Genomic DNA, 19,178 nt, shown 5'->3' on the forward strand with positions numbered 1-19,178 from the left:
GGAGGGAAAGGTGCCCGAGCAGCAGCCGACCACCGGCCCCGCCGCCGCGGCGTGGCCCGCACGCTCGGTGGACTGGCAGGACGGCGCGATCGTGATCATCGATCAGACCGCGCTGCCCGCCGAGCACCGCGTGCTGCGGCTGACCACGTGCGCGGAGGTGGTGGACGCGATCGCCAGGCTGGCGGTGCGAGGCGCGCCCGCGCTCGGCGTGGTCGGCGCCCTGGGCGTGGCCCAGTCCGCCGCCCGGCACAGCACGAACGGGCGCACCGACGAGGCCGCGGTGCGCGCCGAGGCGGACCGCATCGCGCATGCCCGGCCGACCGCGGTGAACCTCTCCTGGGGCGTGCGGCGCGCGCTGGCCCGGTTGCCGGAGGGGCCGAGCGCGGTGCTGGACGAGGCGCTGGAGTTGCTCGCCACGGACGAGCGGACCAACCGGGAGGCGTCCCGCCGGGCCGCCGACCTGGTCCTGGAACTCACCTCGCGGCGCCCGCTGCGATTGCTCACCCACTGCAACACCGGCCGGCTGGCCACCGCCGCCTGGGGCACCGCGCTGGGCACGGTCCGCGAGCTGTGGCAGCGCGGCGCCGTGGCCGAGGTGCTGGCCTGCGAGACCCGGCCGCTGCTGCAGGGGTCCCGGCTGACCGCGTGGGAACTGGCCGAGGCCGGCATCCCGCACCGGGTGTGCGTGGACTCCGCCGCCGCCTTCGCCATGGCCCGGGGCATGGTCGACTGCGTGCTCGTCGGCGCGGACCGGATCACCGCCAACGGCGATGTGGCCAACAAGATCGGCACCTACGCGCACGCGATCGCCGCCGCCCGGCACGGCATCCCGTTCGTGGTGGTGGCCCCGGAGTCCACGATCGACCCCTCGCTCGCCTCCGGAGCCGAGATCACCGTCGAGGAGCGGGACGGCGGCGAGGTGACCAGCTTCGGCGGCACCCGGGTCGTCCCGGCCGGTTGCGCCACCTTCAACCCCGCCTTCGACGTGACCCCGGCCGACCTGGTCAGCGCGGTGGTCACCGAGGAACGCGTGGTCACCGCCGCCCGGACCTGACACACCGACCACCGGCGAGCCCCGGCGGCGCGATCGCGGCGCGCGTTCAGGAATAGGCACTGAGACGGAGCTCACGCGAACCGGATCCGCGCCGCACGCGTACTCCTCCCCCGACCGGGCCGCACGACCCGCTCCGCCACCGATGTCCCGCCCCTGCCTCGACGCGCGGGCGTCGCCCGCGGAGCGCGCGGGCCGGGTGGACAAGGAGAGGAGAAGCGCGTTGCCTCGTCGCCATCGCGCGTCGCACCGGAGACGCCCGCCCGAGCGGCCGCTCCGGCTGACCCCGATCGTCGCCGGCTTACCCCTGCTACTGGTCGGCACCGCGGTCACCGGCATGGTCCTGCACGGCCAGCCGATCCCCGTGATCACCGTGGCCGACGCCGCCCAGCGCCAGGCCAACCCGAACTGCACGCTGATCGTGCCCGCCGACCCGTTGAGCGCCGCGGGCCTCGCCACCCCGTACGAACTGGTCGCCACCGACCCGCGGAAGGGTCCGTGCCGGGAGGTGAACCCCAACCAGACGGCCTTCGTGGAGGCCACCATCGTCGACCCGGCCACCGGGGCGCTGTCCGTGTACCACCCGCTGGTCGTCGACCGCGGCACCCGGCCGGCGGCCGACCCGATCGTCCCGCGGCTGCCGCAGGGCGCCGTGGTGGGCCTGTGGTTCGGGTTCAACGGGGACACGCTGACGCTGAGGGACACCCGCACCCGGCAGGGCGACAGCAGCCTCCAGCAGGGTCAGTGCGTGAACGGGCTGGACGGCTCACCGTTCGGGCAGTTCGCGTACTGCAACGCGCCGGCCTTCTTCGCCGCCGCCAACGGCGCGATCGCGGCCGGCAAGCTGAAGATCCCCGCGCTGGGCAAGGCCACGGACGGCCAGCCCTGCCCGACCACCCGCGACTTCACCCTGGTCGACCAGGACCAGAGCGACAACGTGACCACCAGCTACCTGGTCGGGCCGGACCGGAGAACGGCGCAGAACACCACGGCCAACGCGCAGCGCTTCGGCACCAAGCGGACCCTGGTCAACGGCAGCGACAACCTGCTGCTGGACGCCTTCGTCGACCCCGCGCTCGGCTGCACCCCGTTCACCGCCCCGGACATCGGCAACGGTGGCCAGCCGTCCACCTCGCTCGCTCTGGACGAGTTGCAGGCGGCGGCGGACCAGGCGGCGCCGGTGGCGCTGGTGCCGCCGAACGACCCGATGGCACAGGTGGACGGGAAAACCAATCCAACCAAAGAGGATTTCTACCGGGCGGGAGTGGACCAGCCACCCCTGAGCCCCGCCGAGGAGGAGGGAGCGGCGGCCGGCGGCGCGAACGGCGTGCGCGGCGCCGCGCGGGCCTACTGCCAGAACCTCGTGGACCGCGGACCGCAGCGGTTGCAACTCGATCACGACCTGACCGTCCGCTCACCGTCGCCTGACAAGGCCGCGGCGAACAACCTGTTCACCTTCCTCGCGCAGCGGCTGATGACCTCGTTCACCGAGCTGGGATGCGGCGATCTGCTCGGAACACGGAACCCGGTGCAGGTCAAGACCGATCGCAACGGGGTGGCCGTCGATGCGACCATCACCGCTCCGGCACCGGCTCCGCTACCGGTGCCCGCCTCGGGTGCGCCGCCGGTCGACCCGAAGACCGTGCCGGACGCGGACAACGCGCGCGCCAACGAGGGCGACCCGACGACCTGGTAGCGATCCGCAGACCCCCGTGCCGGACCGGTCCTCCGCGCCGGACCGGTCCGGCACGGGCCCCGGACCGCGCGCCGCACCGCCGCCGACCGCACCAGGGCGGACTCCCTAGACCCGGCGACCCACCACGCCGTAGGCCCCGCTGCGCTCGGGATGCTCCGCCACGTCCTCGGCCGAGTCGGGATGCCACAGCGGCAGGTACACCACGCCCGGGTCGACCATGTCGAAGCCGTCGAGCAGGTCGGTGACCTGCTGCCGGGTCCTGGTGACCACCTGGATCGACCCGCGCCGGTACAGCGCCTTCACCCGGCCCTCCGGGTCCAGACCGGCGTCGTCGGTCGCGTGCGAGAGGACCAGGTAACTGCCGGGGGCGAGGGCCTCGCGGTACGCGGCGATCGCCGCGGCCGGGCGGTCGCAGTCCGGCACGAAGGGCAGCACCGCGACCATGAGCAGGCCGATCGGCGCGTCGAAGTCCAGTAAGGCGGTCACCCCGGGATCGGCCAGCAGCCGGACCGGATCGCGCAGGTCGGCATGCACGACGGCGGTGTTCGGCTGCTCGGTGAGCAGGGCCCGGCTGTGCGCCACGGCGACCGGGTCGTTGTCCACGTACACCACGCGGGCATGCGGGTCGACGCGCTGCGCGATCTCGTGCACGTTGCCGACGGTCGGGATGCCGGAGCCGATGTCCAGGAACTGCCGCACGCCGCGGTCCATCAGGAACCGCACGGACCGGCGCAGGAACGCCCGGTTGGCCTGGGTCATCCTGGGCAGCTCCGGCAGCTCGCGGATGACCTGCTCGGCCAGCTCCCGGTCCACCGCGAAGTTGTGCGCTCCGCCGAGGTAGTAGTCGTAGACCCGGGCGGCGCTGGGCCGGGTCAGGTCGACCGAGCTGGGCACCCAGTGCGGGTGTTCCACCAGGGGCACCTCCGGGCCTCGCCGCGGTTGGCCGAGCAGCAGTGCCCGGAGCATACGGCCGCCGCGGCCCGATCCGGGTGCGCCTCGCCGGCCGTGGCCACCGGCTCCCGCGCCCGGCCGGGTGGCGGCCGTCCGGTCGACCGGCGTCCCGGCGTCTACCGAGAGTGGGCATGGTCGGACCCGCGAACGGGCGCCACACGGTCAGGGGAACAATGAAGGCGGTTCATTCGGGCGCCTGCACGCGCAACGTGCATACCGCCAGTCGCGTCCTACCCCATGCAGAACCAATGCGGGCTCCTGCGGCACGCCTGGGTTCGCTCGGCACGCGGCACGGCGCGAGCACGACAAGCACGGCAATTCCGACAGAACAGATATAAGGGGCATAAGAGGACAGATGGGCAGCGGAACGACGACGTGGCGCGAGGGAATCACGAGCCGTCCGGGGGTGGTCGCACTGGCCCTGCTCGCGCTCGTGCTCGCCGGGTGTTCGGGGGGCGCGGAGGGCGCTCCAGGCAACCGACCGGGGGCCACGTCGACCCCCGCTCCACCCGAGGTGACGGTGAGCATCACGCCGACCGCGGGCGAGCAGGCCAATCCGAAGACGCCGATCGTGGTCAAGGCCGCGAAGGGCACGCTGCAGGCGGTCAGCGTCACCAACACCGCCAGGCACACCCAGGTCAAGGGCAGCCTGTCGGCGGACAAGACGACCTGGACGTCCAGCGAGGCCCTCGGCTACGCCAGCGACTACCAGGTGGAGGCGGACGGCGTCGACGCCGCGGGCAGGACGGTGCATCAGAGCCAGACGGTGCACACCGTCAAGCCGGCCGCCCAGGCCTTCGCCTCGGTGATCCCCGCGCCGAACCAGACCGACGTCGGCGTCGGCCAGGTCCTCGTGGTCCAGTTCGACCGGGACATCACCGACAAGGCTGCCGCCGAGAAGGCGCTCCAGGTGACCTCCAGCCCGGCGCAGGAGGGTTCCTGGTACTGGATCTCCAAGCGGATCGTCCACTACCGGCCGAAGCAGTACTGGCAGCCGGGCACGACGATCACCCTGAACGCCAACATCTACGGGGTGAACCTCGGCGGCGGGGTGTACGGGCAGAGCGACCGGACGATCACCTACAAGGTGCACGACTCGTGGATCGCCAAGGCCGACGGCAACACCGAGCAGATGCAGATCTTCCACAACGGCCAGCTGGTCAACACGATGCCGATCAGCATGGGCAAGGACGCCACGCCCACCCACGTCGGCCCGCACGTGGTGTCCGAGAAGCACGACCAGTACGTGATGGACTCCTGCACCTACGGGGTGTGCCAGGGGCAGCCGGGGTGGTACCGGTCCACCGAGCTGTGGGCGGTGCGGATCTCCAACGACGGTGAGTTCGTGCACGAGAACCCGGCGAGCGTGAACGCGCAGGGCAACTCGAACGTGTCGCACGGCTGCATCAACCTCAACGACGCCAACGCGCACTGGTTCTTCGACCACTTCGGCATGGGCGACGTGGTGGAGGTGACCAACTCCGGCGGCCCGCCGCTGCCGGTGTGGGACGCCTACGGCGACTGGGAGCTGCCCTGGGACCAGTGGCAGAAGGGCAGCGCGCTGCACTGAGCCGCCCGCTCCCGTGATTGCCGCGCGGTCCGCACCCGAACGAACCTCCGGGTGCGGGCCGCGTTCGCTTCTCGGCGCGGCAGGGACACGCCCCGGCACACCCGACCACGTCCCCGAGTCGATCTTGGCGGGGACTAGGCTGGGAGTCCGATCCGGTGGCTCGATCCGGTGCCGCGTCCGCCCGCGACCACCGCCATCCCGAGCTTGTCCGTCCGCAGCCGTGGGGAGGTTACGTCTGGTGGCTGGCGCCTCGTTCGTTCACCTGCACGTGCACACCGAGTACTCGATGCTCGACGGCGCGGCGAAGGTGGCCCCGCTGTTCGCCGAGGCGGCCCGGCTAGGCATGCCCGCGGTGGGTATGACCGACCACGGCAACATGTACGGCGCGGCCGAGTTCTACCAGCAGGCGAAGAAGAGCGGCATCAAACCGATCATCGGCATCGAGGCGTACGTGGCGCCGGCCAGCCGATTCCACAAGAAGCCGGTGTTCTGGGGGAACGACAAGCAGCGCGGCGTGGACGAGTTCGGCGAGGGCGGCGACGTCTCCGGCGGCGGCGCCTACACGCACATGACCATGCTCGCCCGCAACACCACCGGCCTGCGCAACCTGTTCAAGCTGTCCTCGCTGGCCAGCTTCGAGGGTCAGTACCGCAAGCCGAGGATGGACAAGGAGTTGATCGCCGAGCACGCCGAGGGGATCATCGCCACCACCGGCTGCCCGTCCGGCGAGGTGCAGACCCGGCTGCGGCTGGGTCAGCGGGACGAGGCGCTCAAGGCGGCCGCCGATTACCGGGACATCTTCGGGCCGGAGAACTTCTTCCTGGAACTGATGGACCACGGGCTGTCCATCGAGCGGTCGGTGCGCGAGGGCCTGCTGGACATCGCCCGCAAGCTGGACCTCAACCCGCTGGCCACGAACGACTCGCACTACGTCACCAAGGACCAGGCCGAATCGCACGCCGCGCTGCTGTGCGTGCAGTCCGGAAAGACCCTGGACGACCCGAACCGGTTCAAGTTCGACGGCGACGGCTACTACCTGAAGTCCGCCGAGGAGATGCGCGAGTATTGGGACTCCGAGGTACCCGGCGCGGCTGACAACACCCTGCTGGTGGCCGAGCGGATCGAGTCCTATGACGAGATGTTCGCCTACCGGGACCGGATGCCCAGGGTCCCGGTTCCACCTGGGAAGACCGAGGCGGACCTGCTGCGCGAAGAGGTTGAGCAGTACTTGCCGACGCGGTTTCCCAATGGCATCACCCAGGAATACCGCGACCGGATCGAGTGGGAGCTGGAGGTCATCTGCGGCAAGGGGTACGCCTCGTACTTCCTGGTCGTTGGCGACCTGGTGCGGTGGGCGAAGTCACAGGGCATTCGCGTCGGCCCCGGCCGAGGCAGTGCCACGGGTGCGCTCGTGTCCTACATCCTGCACATCATCAACCTCGACCCGATCGAGCATTCGCTGATCTTCGAGCGGTTCCTGAACCCAGAGCGTGACTCGCCGCCGGACATCGACCTCGACTTCGACGACCGCCGCCGCGACGAAGTAGCCGCGTACGTGCGCGACAAGTACGGCGCGGAGAACTTTGCCCAGGTCATCACCTTCGGCACGATCAAGACCAAAGCGGCGATCAAGGACTCTGCCCGGGTGCACTTCGGCCAGCCTGGTTACTCCATCGCCGATCGGATCACCAAGGCCCTGCCGCCGCCGGTGGCGGCGAAGGACATTCCCCTGTCAGGGATCGTGGACCCCGAGCACCCGCGCTACTCCGAGGCCGCCGAAGTTCGTTCCCTGATCGAGACGGACAATGACGTCAAGAGGATCTTCGAGACGGCTCGTGGCCTGGAAGGGCTGATCCGCAACGCCGGAGTGCACGCCTGCGCGCACATCCTCAGCTCTGAACCGCTTCTCGACGTCCTGCCGCTGTGGATGCGCCCCGACGACGGGGCGGTCATCACCGGCTGGGACTACGAGCCGTGCGAGTCCATCGGGCTGCTCAAGATGGACCTGCTGGGCCTGTCCACGCTCACGATCATTGACGACACGATCCGTGCGGTGAAGGCCAACCACGGCAGGGAGATCGACCTCGACACGCTCCGACTGGACGACAAGGCCACCTACGAGTTGCTGGCGCGCGGCGACACCCTGGGGGTGTTCCAGCTCGACGGCGGCGGGATGCGCACCCTGTTGAAGGCCATCGCACCAACACACTTCGGTGACGTGTCCGCCGCGCTCGCGCTGTACCGACCGGGGCCGATGGCCGTCAACGCACACATGGACTACGCGGCCCGCTCGAACGGTCGCGCGCGCATCACCCCCATCCATCCCGAACTGCGCGACGCGCTCGATCCGATCCTTGGTGAGACCTACCACCTGCTGGTCTACCAGGAGCAGGTCATGGCCATCGCCCAGCAGCTCGCCGGCTACACCATGGGGCAGGCCGATCTGCTGCGTAAGGCGATGGGCAAGAAGAAGCCCGAGGTCATCGCCAAGGAGGAGGAGAAGTTCCTCGGCGGTATGCGGGAGAAGGGCTTCTCGGACGAGGCGGCGCGGACGCTCTGGGAGGTCATGCTGCCGTTCGCCGGATACGCCTTCAACAAGAGCCACACCGCCGGATACGCGCTCGTCTCCTACTGGACCGCCTACCTCAAGACGCATTACCCGGCCGAGTTCATGGCCGCGCAGCTCACCAGCAACGCCGACAACAAGGACAAGTCGGCGGTGTACCTGGCGGAGTGCCGGCGCATGGGTGTGAAGGTGCTGCCGCCGGATGTGAACCAGTCCGCGGTGCACTTCTCCGCCGTGAACGGCAACATCCGTTTCGGGCTTGGCGCGGTCCGCAACGTCGGTACTGGCGTGGCAGAGTCGATCATCCGGACCCGGGAAAAGGCTGGTGCCTACACCAGCTTCGCCGACTTCCTCACCAAGGTGGACCCGTCGGTGTGTTCCAAGCGGGTAGTCGAATCGCTGATCAAGGCCGGTGCGTTCGACTCACTCGGCGTCACACGGAAAGCCCTGCTAGCCGTGTACGAGGAGGCCGTTGAAGCGGTCTCCGCGTTGAAACGGCAGCAGGCGATGGGCCAGTTCGACCTGTTCGGTAGCGGGGCCGATGCGGAGGAAGAGGGCACGTCCCCGCTGGCGCACCTGCGGTATGACCCCGAGGAGATGCCCCGCAAGCAACTCCTGGGCTATGAGCGGGAGATGCTGGGGCTCTATGTCTCCGCGCACCCACTCGACGGCGCTGAAAACGTCCTGCGTAAGCACGCGCCGCAACCGATCGCGACGCTCCTGGACGAGGCGCCCAAGGATGGCGAGGTGGTCATCTCTGGCATGATCTCCTCGGTCGAACGCCGGGTCAACAAGAACGGCGAGCCGTGGGCCATCGTCATCGTGGAGGACCTAGACGCTTCGGTAGAAGTGCTGTTCTTCGCCAAGTCGTACATGGTGCTGCACGAGGACCTTGTCCAGGACACGGCTGTCGCGGTCAAAGGCCGAGTCAACTGGCGCGACGACCGCATGTCGATCTTCGGGAGCGGAGTCATTCCGTTGGACATCAGCGAGGCGGCGTTGCAACAGGCTGACGATGCTCAGCCGTTCGTGCTGCGCGTCGAGCCAGAGCATGTCACGGAGGACAACGTGTCCGAACTGCGCTCGACACTGGCCGCGCACCGCGGGGAGATACCCGTTCGTCTTGTACTGTCCGGCCGGCAGGATCAGATGTTTGCCCTGGACCAGTACCCCGTCACCGTCAGCTCTGCGTTGCTCGGCGAGCTGAAGTCCATCCGCGGGTTCACCGTCGCGAGCTGATCAGGGAGGCGGCCATCGTGGACCTGGCCGTGACCACTGGCGACGTGGCGCCACCGGTGCGATACACCAGCCCTGCTGGCTGTTCGGGTTCCCTGCCGGATGACACTCGCCACCGAGCCGTCGGCCTTACGGTCGATCTCCGCGATGTGGTCGAGAAACCGTCCGAACCACTTGTCGCAGAACTCCCGGTAGAACCGGGTGTCAAGGATGATCGTGTGGACGGCGATATCCACCAGGTACCCGCAACCAATCTCCAGAGAGGCCATTACACCTGAAGGTGTGCTACCAGCAGCGGTCCACTCTGCTCGCGGTGGACGACTACCCGGTCAGGGTGTCCCCGTCGTCGATGGGTGAGCTCAAGTCACTGTCCGGGATCGCCGTCGGTAGCTAGTTCCGGGTCTCGGGCCCGCGACCGCCAGTTCGGTCGCGGGCCCGACACCGTCCGGCGGACGACCGCTGTGCCCCGCGCCGCCGGCTCAATGGGCCTTGTCGTACGCCTCGACGACCTCGGCCGGGATGCGGCCGCGCTCGGAAACGTTCATTCCCTGCTTGCGCGCCCACTCCCGAATGGCCTGGTTCCGCTCCCGGTCGCTGGCCGACGAACCCCGGCCGCCCCCGCGAGGGGCCGCGGACCGCTTCCGTCCACCGGCCCGCCGCGCCGCGGAAACGAACGGCTCCAGCGCTTCGCGCAACGCCCCGGCGTTCTTGTCGGACAGGTCAATCTGGTACTGCACGCCATCGAGGGCGAACTCAACGGTCTGCTCCGCGGTCGACCCGTCCAGGTCGTCGACCAACTGCACCAGAACCTTCTGCGCCATGAACTGCTCCCTCAGTGAATATCCGCGCCGTCGCTGCCCATTCAACCACGGCGGGATCTCCCCGAGATAATCACGTATCGGTTGCGCTCCGGTAGTGGCGCTGCCTGAGAAGTAACGGGAACCGGCCGGAACACCGGGCGCCCCGCGATGCGCAAAGGGAGTGTCGTCCGCCACGCCGGCCCGGCGCACTTCGCCCATCGGCACGGATGCCGCGGGGCTGGCCGTCGCTTCTGCCAGGTTCCATTCCGGAATACGTGCTCGAACAGCCCGCATGCTGCTCCGGCCGTGGTCGGCGACCGCTCGATCGGGTAAGGCTCCGTCACCACCCGCGCACGGTGGCGTCCCGAGAGTGCTGGGCCGTCGGCGGCGGGTTGTGCCATTGCCGTGTCGATGCGTCTTCGGTGGGGAAGCCAGTCACCGGCGGGCGAACAGCAGGCCGTGTGGCCCTGTCCGGCCACCGGGTGGCACGGAATGGTGGCGGGAAGCGCGCCGACCGCCGGTGGCCCGCACCGGGGACCGGTGGCCAGGTGACCGTCCGGCGTTCGCCCGCGGCCCGGACACGTGCTCGGGCGCGTGCAGAAACGAGAGCTGAGGGGGTAGCCGACGTGGAACCCACCGACTCCTATCCGGTCCGGGTCGAAGGACGTCTCGATCCGGGCCTGACCCGCTGGCTGTGGTTGGTGAAGTGGATACTCGTCATCCCGCACGTCATCGTGCTGGCGTTCCTGTGGGTGGCTTTCTTCGTGCTGACCGTCGTCGCGTTCTTCGCCATCCTGTTCACCGGGCGCTACCCGAGGCCCATATTCGACTTCAACGTCGGCGTGCTGCGCTGGCACTGGCGGGTTATCTACTACAGCTACAACGCGCTGGGTACCGACCGGTACCCGCCGTTCACCCTGGCCGACCGCGCCGACTATCCGGCCCGGTTGGACGTCGCCTACCCGGAACGCCTCTCCCGCGGGCTGGTGCTGGTCAAGTGGTGGCTGCTGGCGATCCCGCACTATCTGATCATCGCGGCGTTCACCAGCGGCACCACCTCCTACCTGTGGCCGTGGCACGGCGGCCCGCGCGGCTACGACTACGGGTACGGCCCGGACTACTGGTATGGCTACGGCTATGCCGGCGGTGACTGGGCCGGAGACGGCGGCTGGTCGTGGCCCGGTCTGCTCGGCACGATGGTGCTGATCGCGGCGGTGGCCCTGCTGTTCACCGGCCACTACCCGCGCGGCCTCCTCGGCTTCGTGCTCGGGCTGAACCGGTGGTGGCTGCGGGTCGCCGGGTACGCGGCGCTGATGACCGACGTCTACCCGCCGTTCCGGCTCGACCAGGGGGAGGCCGATCCCGCCGGCCCGGTCGGCGGGCCACCGCCGGGGACGACTCCCCCGCCCGGCGCCACGGCCCCCGGTGTGCCACCCCGGCAACCGGGTGAGCAGCCGCCGCCGGCGCCTCCACCGCCGGGCACGAGCGCCCCACCGGAAGAGCGCTGAGGCCGCTCGGGCGGCCGGCGCCACGGAACGTCGCGGCCTCGCCAGCCGGCACGGCCAGGGACCTTTGCCTCTGGCCGTGCCGGCGGCCCGCTGCTCGGATGCCAGGAACACGCGGGAGGCGACGCGCGGGGAGCGTTTCGTCCATGAGGCACTGGCGGGTGCTGGTCGCGTACGGCTCGAAGAACGGCGGCTCGGCCGGGATCGCCGAGGCGATCGGCCAGACACTGCGGGAGCAGGGCATCGACGCCGACGTCCGCCCCGCCCGGTCGGTCCATGACGTGGCCGGCTACCACGCGGTCGTGCTCGGTGGCGCGCTCTACATGTCGCGCTGGCACGCGGACGCGGTGCGGTTCGCCCGCCGGCACGCCGGCCGGCTGCGCGGCCGGCCGGTGTGGCTGTTCTCCAGCGGCCCGCTGGACACCTCCGCCGACGAGCACGACATCCCGCCGGTCCGCGCCGCGGGCCGGGCCCGGCTCCGGCTGCGTGCCCGGCAGCACGTCACCTTCGGCGGCCGGCTGTCCGAGCAGGCCCGGGGATGGGTGGCTCGCCGGATGGTGCGCGACGGGCTGTGCGGCGACTACCGCAACCCGGACCGTATCCGTGCCTGGGCCCGCGGCATCGCCGCCGACATCCACTCCGACGAGCCCTCCCCGGACGACTGACGGCGGTGCGGTCATGCCCGCGCTCGGCGCCAACCGCGGCGGCGCTGTCCGGGTAGGCGCGTTGTACGGCACCGGTAGGCACCGCGCGTGGCAGCGTGGTGCCTACCGGCCGTGGGTGTTGCGCTCAGCCGATCGTCGTGCTGGCGAGCACCGGGTTCGGATCGGGGTAGCCGTTGGTGGGTGCGTTGACCGGGAAGCCGAGCACCAGCACCACCGCGGTGAACGTCAGCCCGGGGTCGCTGTAGCCGGTGCCGCCGAGCCGGGTGCTGATCATGCCGGAGTCGCCGGCGGTGAGGTTCAGGGTGAGCGTGGGCAGGGTGGCCGTGGCACCACCGGCGATGGGCCCGGGGACGGTGACCGTCACCGTGCCGGCCGCCTGCGAGCAACTGGGCGTGCCGCTGCCGACGTTGGCGCCGCCGGACAGGCTGCACGAGCCGTAGGTCGAGTTCGCCGGGACGGGGATGTTCAGCCTGATGTCCTTGATCTCCCGGATGGTGTAACCGTTGGCGCTGCTGGGCACGGTGATCGGTCCGGTGGCTAAGGTCACGCTGAGCGCGCCTCCGGGGGCGACCGTGGCGGGCTGCGTGGCCTCGACGCTCACCGTCAGCGTCGAGTCGGCGGTCTGGCCGGCGGCCGTGGACCGCAGGTGGTAGGTGACCGTCTGGGCGGCCGCCGCCGAGGGAGTCAGGCCGAGCAGGGGAACGACGGCGAGTGCGAGCCCGGCGAGCAGGCGCGCGCCGGTAGCACGGCGGGTGAGCTTCATCGCGTCACCTCGGTTCTGTGGAGGGGTGCAGGGAGGGAAGGAGAGCCGCGGGCTCGGATCGATGATCTATTCGTGAAGAAGCTTCACGTCAATGTTTGACCCTTCACATGTGCCGTCACGCCGAGCGCACCCTCAGGGCTTGCGAATCTCCGCGGCCAGCTTCTCGATCTGGACGCGCAGATCGGCGAGGGGCGCGTTCAGGTCCAGCGAAGAAGTCCTCGTACGAGTAGGCCGGATGGAACTGCACCAACTGGGCCATCTGCTGCTCGGTGAGATGGTGCGCCAACTCCAGGGCGAGGTAGGTCTTTCCGGTACCCGGGGGCCCGTGGAAGATGATCTGGCGACGGTTGCGCAGCAGTTCGATGGTGTGCTGCAACCACCGATCGCACACGGACGGGCCGAACCGAGCCGTTGATCGCGAGACAGGTGGCGGCTCACCGGAACAGCCCAAGGATCGGCCGCCTACATCCCCTGTCGCGTTCGGTGGGAACCCACTCACTCCGGGCAACGTCCGTTGCTACGGTGGTTCCGGCTCGGGTCGGCGAGTGCGACCACAGATCACCAGTCGAGGGGGACCGAACGGTGGCCGCGCAGTGCTACGACTTCGCCAGCTTCTCCCACCGGCAGCTGTACGACATGATCCACGGGGTCTCGATCGTCGACGGCAAAGGGTGCTTCGCGGCCCGCCGGCGCCGGGAGCACGGCGCACTCGGCCGCCGGCGACGCGCCAGGTACGTGGTGTCGTTCTACGACACCTCCACCGGCCGCTGGCAGTTCACCCGCCGCCCGTCCCCCGACGGCCGACCGTGGTCCACCCTGGCCCCCGCCGACCACCAGCGTCTGACCCACGCCGTCGCGGAACCGATGTCGCATTTGGACGACGCACCACGCCCGGCGTGGTGACCCGTGGCTGATCGCCCTCGGTGGCGTCGCGCGGGCATACCCGGGCGGGTCAGGTGGCCGGGTGGCTGCTCCGATCGTTCCTCCGCCGTGCCGCCCCGTCCAGGAGGTCGGCCACGGTGCGGCTGGCCGTCGTGGTTTCGGCGCGGAACCGGGCCAGCATCTCCATCCTGGCGCCGGCGGCCTGGTCCCGCACGACCCGCAGCAGCAGCCGGTTCTTCTCGGCCAACGGCAGGTTGGTCACCCAGGTGGCGAGCCGGTCCGGGTCACCGGTGCTCCGCTCCAGCGGCGGGCTTGTCTCGGCCGCGACCGCGAGCAGGTCGTCGTCCAGGCGGAGGAAGTCGGCCAGCGCGCGTTGTGGTGCGGTGAGCGTGCGCAGCCCTGGCGGCACGGGTGGTTCGGGGTCGTCGTCGGCGTCGCGGCCGAAGGCGGACTCGTCGCGTTCCCACGTGCCGTACGCGGCGAGCCAGGCCAGGTAGAGCGGCCGCAGGTCGCCGGTGGCGAGTTCGGCGCGGACGCCGATGATGCCGGCCAACCATCCCCTCGGGTCGACGACGATGTCGTCGCCGTCCTCGTCCTCGCTGGACAGGTCCAGTACGAGGTGGTCCTCGGTGGTCCAGGCGTCGACCAGGTCGCCGACGCAGTACGGGTCGACCTCGTCCAGGTCGAGCAGGTTGAGCGGCAGCCGGAGCATGAGGCGACGGGTTCCCCAGTTGGCCAGGTAGAGGTGCGCGTCGTAGTAGTGCTCCATCATCCGGACCGGGTCGCCGCGGAAGTTGCCCCAGTGGTACTCGTTGGTGAAGCTGGTGGCGGTGATCTCCGCGCGGGTGGACAGCGAGCGCACCTCGGCCTGTTCACCCGGGTCCAGCGGCCGGTCCACCGCGACGAACTCGTAGTACTGGTACTCGCTCATCCACCCATCGCCTACGTCGACTTCCAGTCACCGGCACGGCGCGGCAACTCCGCCCTCGCCATCGCCGCGTCACACTAGCGCCACCTGTATCGCCTGCTGCAGCGTGTTCTGCATGGCGTTCTGAGCAGAGGCATAGGCCCTGTCGATGCCCTTGTCCGGGAGGCGAAGTTCGGGTTCTGGGAAAGCCACGGATCGGGCCATTGCGTGCCCCGGTCGAGGTTCTCGCGCACGTGCGCGGCGATCCGCTCGTTGCGGACATCGATGAACGCCGATGTGAAACTGCGGTAGTCGTCGACCAGCCGCTCCCGCGCCTTGAAGATCTCCTGCATCGCGACCTGCCCTGCTCTCACCTGCCCGAGCAAGGCTACCGGCGTGAGTCGGCCCGGGCGGGGACGTCCGGGAGCGTCGGTTGACAGGTGGCTTCGGCGTTTCCACCTCCGGGTTCGACACCGCGATGGGCGGGCTCGTGCGCCCGTCAGTCGGTGCGGCGTCCCGGCGCCGCGGCGGGTAACGCCGGCGATGTGCTCGCGCGTCAGCTCGCGGCCAGGTCGTCCATGGCCCGGAAGATCCGCTTGTCCGACACCGGGTACGGGGTGCCCAGCGACTGCGCGAAGTAGCTGACCCGCAGTTCCTCGATCATCCAGCGGATCCGGGCGAGCCCCTCGCCGTCCGGCACCTCGTCGCGCAGTTCCTGGTACGCCTGCTGGACCTGCCGTACCTGCCGCATGCGGTCGGCGTCCCGCTGCGGGTTGCGCGGCAGCGTCTCCAGCCGCCGGTCCAGGGCCTGGAGGTAGCGGACCAGGTCCGGCAAGCGCCGCCACCCGGTGGCGGTGACGAAGCCGGGATAGACCAGCGAACCGTAGTGCTCCCGGGCGTCGGCCAGGGACGGCTCCAACCCGGGGGCGGACGTGCCGGCCAGCCTGGTCTCGGCCTGGTGGGCGGCGGCGAGGACGCGTCGCACCTGGCCGGCGACCCCGAGCACGGCACTGCCCAGGTCCGCGTGCAGCCGCTCACGGAGCCGGGCGAAGCCCTCGGCGTCCCACGCCGGGCCGCCCGCCTCGGCGATCAGCCGGTCCGCGGCCGCCGCGATGCAGTCCTCCAGCAGCGCGGCCACGCTGCCGTGCGGATTGCGGGTGAGCACCAGCTTGGCCTCGTTGGACAGGCCCTTCTGCACCAGCTTGACCGGCGAGGGGACATTGAGCAGGAGCAGCCTTCTGGTCCCCCGCCACATAGCGGCGCCCTGCTCGGCCTCGGTCTCGAACATCCGGATCGCGACGCTGTCGCCCTCGTCCACCAGGGCGGGGTACGCGGTGACCGGGTAGCCGGCCTGCTCGCCGTCGAAGGTGCGCGGCAGGGTGCCGAAGTCCCAGGTGCGCAAGCCCTCCCGGGTCAGGCTCTCCCCCGCCTGGGACAGGGTGGCCTGGGTCTTCGGTCGCAGCCGCTGCTTCAGCGTTTCCAGATCCTTGCCGGCGGCGAGTTCCGCGCCGTGCTCGTCGACCACCCGGAAGGTGATCCTCAGGTGGTCCGGCAGCCGGTCGAGCTCCCAGGCGTCCCGGGGCACCGTGACGCCGGTGAGCCGGCGCAGTTCCGCCTCCAGCGCGTCCAGCAGGGACTCGTCGCCGGCCGGTGCGAGCCGGGCCAGCACGCCATCGACCACGTCGGGCACCGGCACGAAGTGCCGCCGCAGCGGTTTGGGCAGCGAGCGGATCAGCGCGGTGACCAGTTCCCGGCGCATCCCCGGTACCTGCCAGCTGAACTCGGCGGCGGAGACCTGGTGCAGCACCGGCAGCGGCACGTCCACCGTGACCCCGTCCGTCTCGGTGCCCGGCTCGAAGGCGTAGGACAGCGGCAGCCGCAGGCCGTCGGCCTGCCAGTCGTCCGGGTAGTCGCCCTCGCTGATGCCGTCCACCCGGTCGTTGATCAGTGCGGACTTCTCGAAGGTGAGCAGGTCGGGCTGGTCCCGGCAGGCCTTCTTCCACCAGGCGTCGAAGTGCCGCGCGGACACCACGTCGGCCGGGATGCGGCGGTCGTAGAAGTCGAACAGCGTCTCGTCGTCGACGAGAATGTCCCGCCGGCGCGCCCGGTGCTCCAGGTCGGCGACCTCCTCCAGCAGCCGCCGGTTGTCGTGGAAGAACCGGTGCCGGGTGTCCCAGTCGCCCTCCACCAGGGCGTGCCGGATGAACAGCTCGCGGGACAGCTCCGGGTCCACCCGCCCGTAGTTGACCTTGCGGGACACCACGATCGGCAACCCGTACAGGGTCACCTTCTCGTAGGCCATCACCGCGCCCTGCTTCTTCTCCCAGTGCGGCTCGCTGTAGCCGCGCTTGACCAGGTGCCCGGCGAGTTTCTCGGCCCACTCCGGTTCGATGCGCGCGACGATCCGTCCCCAGAGGCGGGAGGTCTCCACCAGTTCGGCCGCCATCACCCAGGACGGCTGCTTCTTGAACAGCGCCGAGCCCGGGAAGATGGCGAACCGCGCGTTGCGGGCCCCCTGGTAGTCCCGGCGCTGCGGGTCGCGCAGGCCGATGTGCGAGAGCATGCCCGCCAGCAGGGACTGGTGGACGCGCTGCGGCTCGGCGGGGCTGTCGTTCAGCGTGACGCCGAGGGTCCTGGCGATCTGGCGGAGTTGACTCTCGATGTCCTGCCACTCGCGGACGCGCAGGAAGTTCAGGAACTCCCGCCTGCACATCCGCCGGAACTGGTTGCCGGACAGCGCCTTCTGCTGCTCCCGCAGGTAGTTCCACAGGTTGAGGTAGGTGAGGAAGTCGGATTCGGAGTTGGCAAAACGGCTGTGGCTCTGCTCGGCGGCCTCCTGCTTCTCCGCCGGCCGTTCCCGAGGGTCCTGAATGGACAGTGCGGCGGCGATCACGATGACCTCGCGGGCACAGCCGTTGCGGTCGGCCTCCAGCACCATCCGGCCCAGCCGGGGATCGACCGGGAGCTGCGCGAGCTTGCGGCCCACCGGGGTGAGCCGCTTGCGCACGTCCTGCGCGGCCGGGTCGATCGCGCCGAGTTCACGCAGCAGTTCCACGCCGTCGGAGATGTTGCGCTTCTCCGGCGGGTCGACGAACGGGAACGCGGCCACGTCCCCGAGACCGAGCGCGGTCATCTGCAGGATGACCGAGGCCAGGTTGGTGCGCAGGATCTCCGGGTCGGTGAACTCGGGCCGGGCGAGGAAGTCCGCTTCGGAGTACAGCCGGATGCAGATGCCGTCGGAGACGCGGCCGCAGCGGCCCTTCCGCTGGTTGGCGGACGCCTGGGAGATCGGCTCGATGGGCAGCCGCTGCACCTTGGTGCGCTGGCTGTACCGGGAGATTCGGGCGAACCCCGGGTCGATGACGTACCTGATGCCGGGGACCGTTAAAGAGGTTTCCGCGACGTTCGTGGCGAGCACGATGCGCCGACCGGTGTGCGGCTGGAACACCCGGTGCTGCTCGGCCGCGGACAGCCGCGCGTACAGCGGGAGAATCTCGGTGCTCGGCAGACCCAGCCTGTCGAGCGCGTCGGCGGTGTCCCGGATCTCCCGCTCCCCGCTGAGGAAGACGAGGATGTCGCCCGGCCCCTCGCGGCACAGTTCCTCGGCGGCGTCGCAGATCGCCTGGGTCTGGTCGCGGACGGTGTCGTCGGTGTCGTCGTCCGTTTCCACCAGCGGCCGGTAGCGCACCTCGACCGGGTAGGTGCGTCCGGACACCTCGATCACCGGTGCGCCGCCGAAGTGCCGGGAGAAGCGCTCAGGGTCGATGGTGGCCGAGGTGATGATCACCTTGAGGTCGGGGCGGCGCGGCAGCAGTTGCTTGAGGTAGCCGAGGATGAAGTCGATGTTCAGGCTGCGCTCGTGCGCCTCGTCGATGATCAGCGTGTCGTACTGCCGGAGCTGGCGGTCCTGCTGGATCTCGGCGAGCAGGATGCCGTCGGTCATCAGCTTGACCAGGGTGCCGTCCGCGGTCTGGTCGGTGAACCGCACCTGGTAGCCGACGGCCGCGCCCAGCGGCGTGTCCAGTTCCTCGGCGATCCGCTCGGCGACGGTGCGGGCGGCCAGCCGGCGCGGCTGGGTGTGCCCGATCGTGCCGCGCACGCCGCGGCCCAGTTCCAGGCAGATCTTGGGGAGCTGGGTCGTCTTCCCGGACCCGGTCTCGCCGGCGACGATGACCACCTGGTGGTCCCGGATCGCGGCGAGGATGTCGTCCTTGCGCTCGCTGATCGGCAGGGACGGCGGGTACTCCGGCTCCGGCAGCGCGGCACGGCGCCGCGCCACCCGCCGCTCGGCCGCGTCGATCTCGGCGCTGATCTCGTCGATGATCGCCCGGCGAGCCGCCGCGTCCCTGACCCTGCGTGCGCCGTCGATGCGTCGCCCCAGCCGGCGCTCGTCGCGCAGCATCAGCGTGGGCAGACGTTCCCGCAGGTCAGCGAGCGAGGGTTGGGCGAATGATGTTCCCATACGCCTATCAAGGATAGGCAGCCGCCGGTGCCGCCCGCCTCCGGATTACCGGGGTTCACCGCCCGGTTCGCCCGGGAGGGGGTGATCCCGGGCACAGCGGCGGCGGCACGCGCCTCGTGACGGG

14 protein-coding genes and 1 pseudogene are annotated in these 19,178 nt (G+C 70.3%); 7 read left to right on the plus strand and 8 right to left on the minus strand.

Features of this window, described 5'->3' with window-relative positions; all coding sequences use genetic code 11:
- Positions 1-10: 10 nt before the first annotated feature.
- Positions 11-1,054 carry an S-methyl-5-thioribose-1-phosphate isomerase gene (gene mtnA, locus FFT21_RS10280; protein WP_137813562.1) on the plus strand — a complete coding sequence of 348 codons (1,044 nt, stop codon included), beginning with the start codon at positions 11-13 and terminating at the stop codon, positions 1,052-1,054.
- Positions 1,055-1,274: 220 nt separating this feature from the next.
- Positions 1,275-2,747 (plus strand): hypothetical protein, encoded by a 1,473-nt coding sequence (locus tag FFT21_RS10285; protein ID WP_225978266.1) that lies wholly within the window; start codon positions 1,275-1,277, stop codon positions 2,745-2,747.
- 105 nt (positions 2,748-2,852) lie between these two features.
- On the opposite strand, the gene FFT21_RS10290 is transcribed toward FFT21_RS10285, so the two are convergent.
- Positions 2,853-3,659, minus strand: a complete 807-nt coding sequence (locus FFT21_RS10290) for an SAM-dependent methyltransferase (RefSeq protein WP_137813563.1) — start codon at positions 3,657-3,659, stop codon at positions 2,853-2,855.
- A gap of 394 nt (positions 3,660-4,053) precedes the next feature.
- On the opposite strand from FFT21_RS10290, the gene FFT21_RS10295 reads away from it, so the two are divergent.
- Together FFT21_RS10295 and dnaE are read left to right on the plus strand one after the other, a co-directional pair.
- Positions 4,054-5,268 carry a L,D-transpeptidase gene (locus FFT21_RS10295; RefSeq protein ID WP_137813564.1) on the plus strand — a complete coding sequence of 405 codons (1,215 nt, stop codon included), beginning with the start codon at positions 4,054-4,056 and terminating at the stop codon, positions 5,266-5,268.
- Positions 5,269-5,506: 238 nt separating this feature from the next.
- Positions 5,507-9,073 (plus strand): DNA polymerase III subunit alpha, encoded by a 3,567-nt coding sequence (gene dnaE, locus FFT21_RS10300; protein WP_137813565.1) that lies wholly within the window; start codon positions 5,507-5,509, stop codon positions 9,071-9,073.
- Here dnaE and FFT21_RS10305 read toward each other — a convergent pair.
- On the minus strand, positions 8,980-9,339 hold the full coding sequence (locus tag FFT21_RS10305; protein ID WP_137813566.1) for a glycine-rich domain-containing protein: 360 nt from the start codon (positions 9,337-9,339) through the stop codon (positions 8,980-8,982). The genes dnaE and FFT21_RS10305 overlap by 94 nt on opposite strands.
- A 210-nt stretch (positions 9,340-9,549) precedes the next feature.
- Entirely contained in the window at positions 9,550-9,891 is a 342-nt protein-coding gene (locus tag FFT21_RS10310) for a histone-like nucleoid-structuring protein Lsr2 (protein WP_137813567.1), read from the minus strand.
- A 605-nt stretch (positions 9,892-10,496) separates the two neighbouring features.
- On the opposite strand from FFT21_RS10310, the pseudogene FFT21_RS29675 reads away from it, so the two are divergent.
- A pseudogene (locus FFT21_RS29675) lies at positions 10,497-11,276 on the plus strand (DUF4389 domain-containing protein); the annotation flags it as partial.
- A gap of 245 nt (positions 11,277-11,521) precedes the next feature.
- On the plus strand, positions 11,522-12,040 hold the full coding sequence (locus FFT21_RS10320) for a flavodoxin domain-containing protein (protein WP_137813569.1): 519 nt from the start codon (positions 11,522-11,524) through the stop codon (positions 12,038-12,040).
- 124 nt (positions 12,041-12,164) lie between these two features.
- Here FFT21_RS10320 and FFT21_RS10325 read toward each other — a convergent pair whose 3' ends face one another.
- Positions 12,165-12,803: a hypothetical protein gene (locus FFT21_RS10325; protein ID WP_137813570.1), complete on the minus strand. Its 639-nt coding sequence runs from the start codon at positions 12,801-12,803 to the stop codon at positions 12,165-12,167.
- A gap of 115 nt (positions 12,804-12,918) precedes the next feature.
- Positions 12,919-13,302: an AAA family ATPase gene (locus FFT21_RS30675; RefSeq protein ID WP_371856758.1), complete on the minus strand. Its 384-nt coding sequence runs from the start codon at positions 13,300-13,302 to the stop codon at positions 12,919-12,921.
- A gap of 83 nt (positions 13,303-13,385) precedes the next feature.
- Between FFT21_RS30675 and FFT21_RS10335 the strand changes: the two genes are divergently transcribed.
- Positions 13,386-13,706 carry an ESX secretion-associated protein EspG gene (locus tag FFT21_RS10335; RefSeq protein WP_225978268.1) on the plus strand — a complete coding sequence of 107 codons (321 nt, stop codon included), beginning with the start codon at positions 13,386-13,388 and terminating at the stop codon, positions 13,704-13,706.
- A gap of 49 nt (positions 13,707-13,755) precedes the next feature.
- On the opposite strand, the gene FFT21_RS10340 is transcribed toward FFT21_RS10335, so the two are convergent.
- From FFT21_RS10340 to hrpA, 3 genes are all read right to left on the minus strand, one after another.
- Positions 13,756-14,616, minus strand: coding sequence for a hypothetical protein (locus FFT21_RS10340; protein WP_137813572.1), 861 nt, complete (start codon positions 14,614-14,616; stop codon positions 13,756-13,758).
- Positions 14,617-14,690: 74 nt separating this feature from the next.
- Entirely contained in the window at positions 14,691-14,945 is a 255-nt protein-coding gene (locus FFT21_RS10345) for a hypothetical protein (RefSeq protein WP_137813573.1), read from the minus strand.
- Positions 14,946-15,148: 203 nt separating this feature from the next.
- Entirely contained in the window at positions 15,149-19,054 is a 3,906-nt protein-coding gene (gene hrpA / locus FFT21_RS10350) for an ATP-dependent RNA helicase HrpA (RefSeq protein WP_137813574.1), read from the minus strand.
- Positions 19,055-19,178 lie beyond the last annotated feature (124 nt).

This window comes from Gandjariella thermophila (genome assembly GCF_005405885.1).
GTDB lineage: Bacteria > Actinomycetota > Actinomycetes > Mycobacteriales > Pseudonocardiaceae > Gandjariella > Gandjariella thermophila.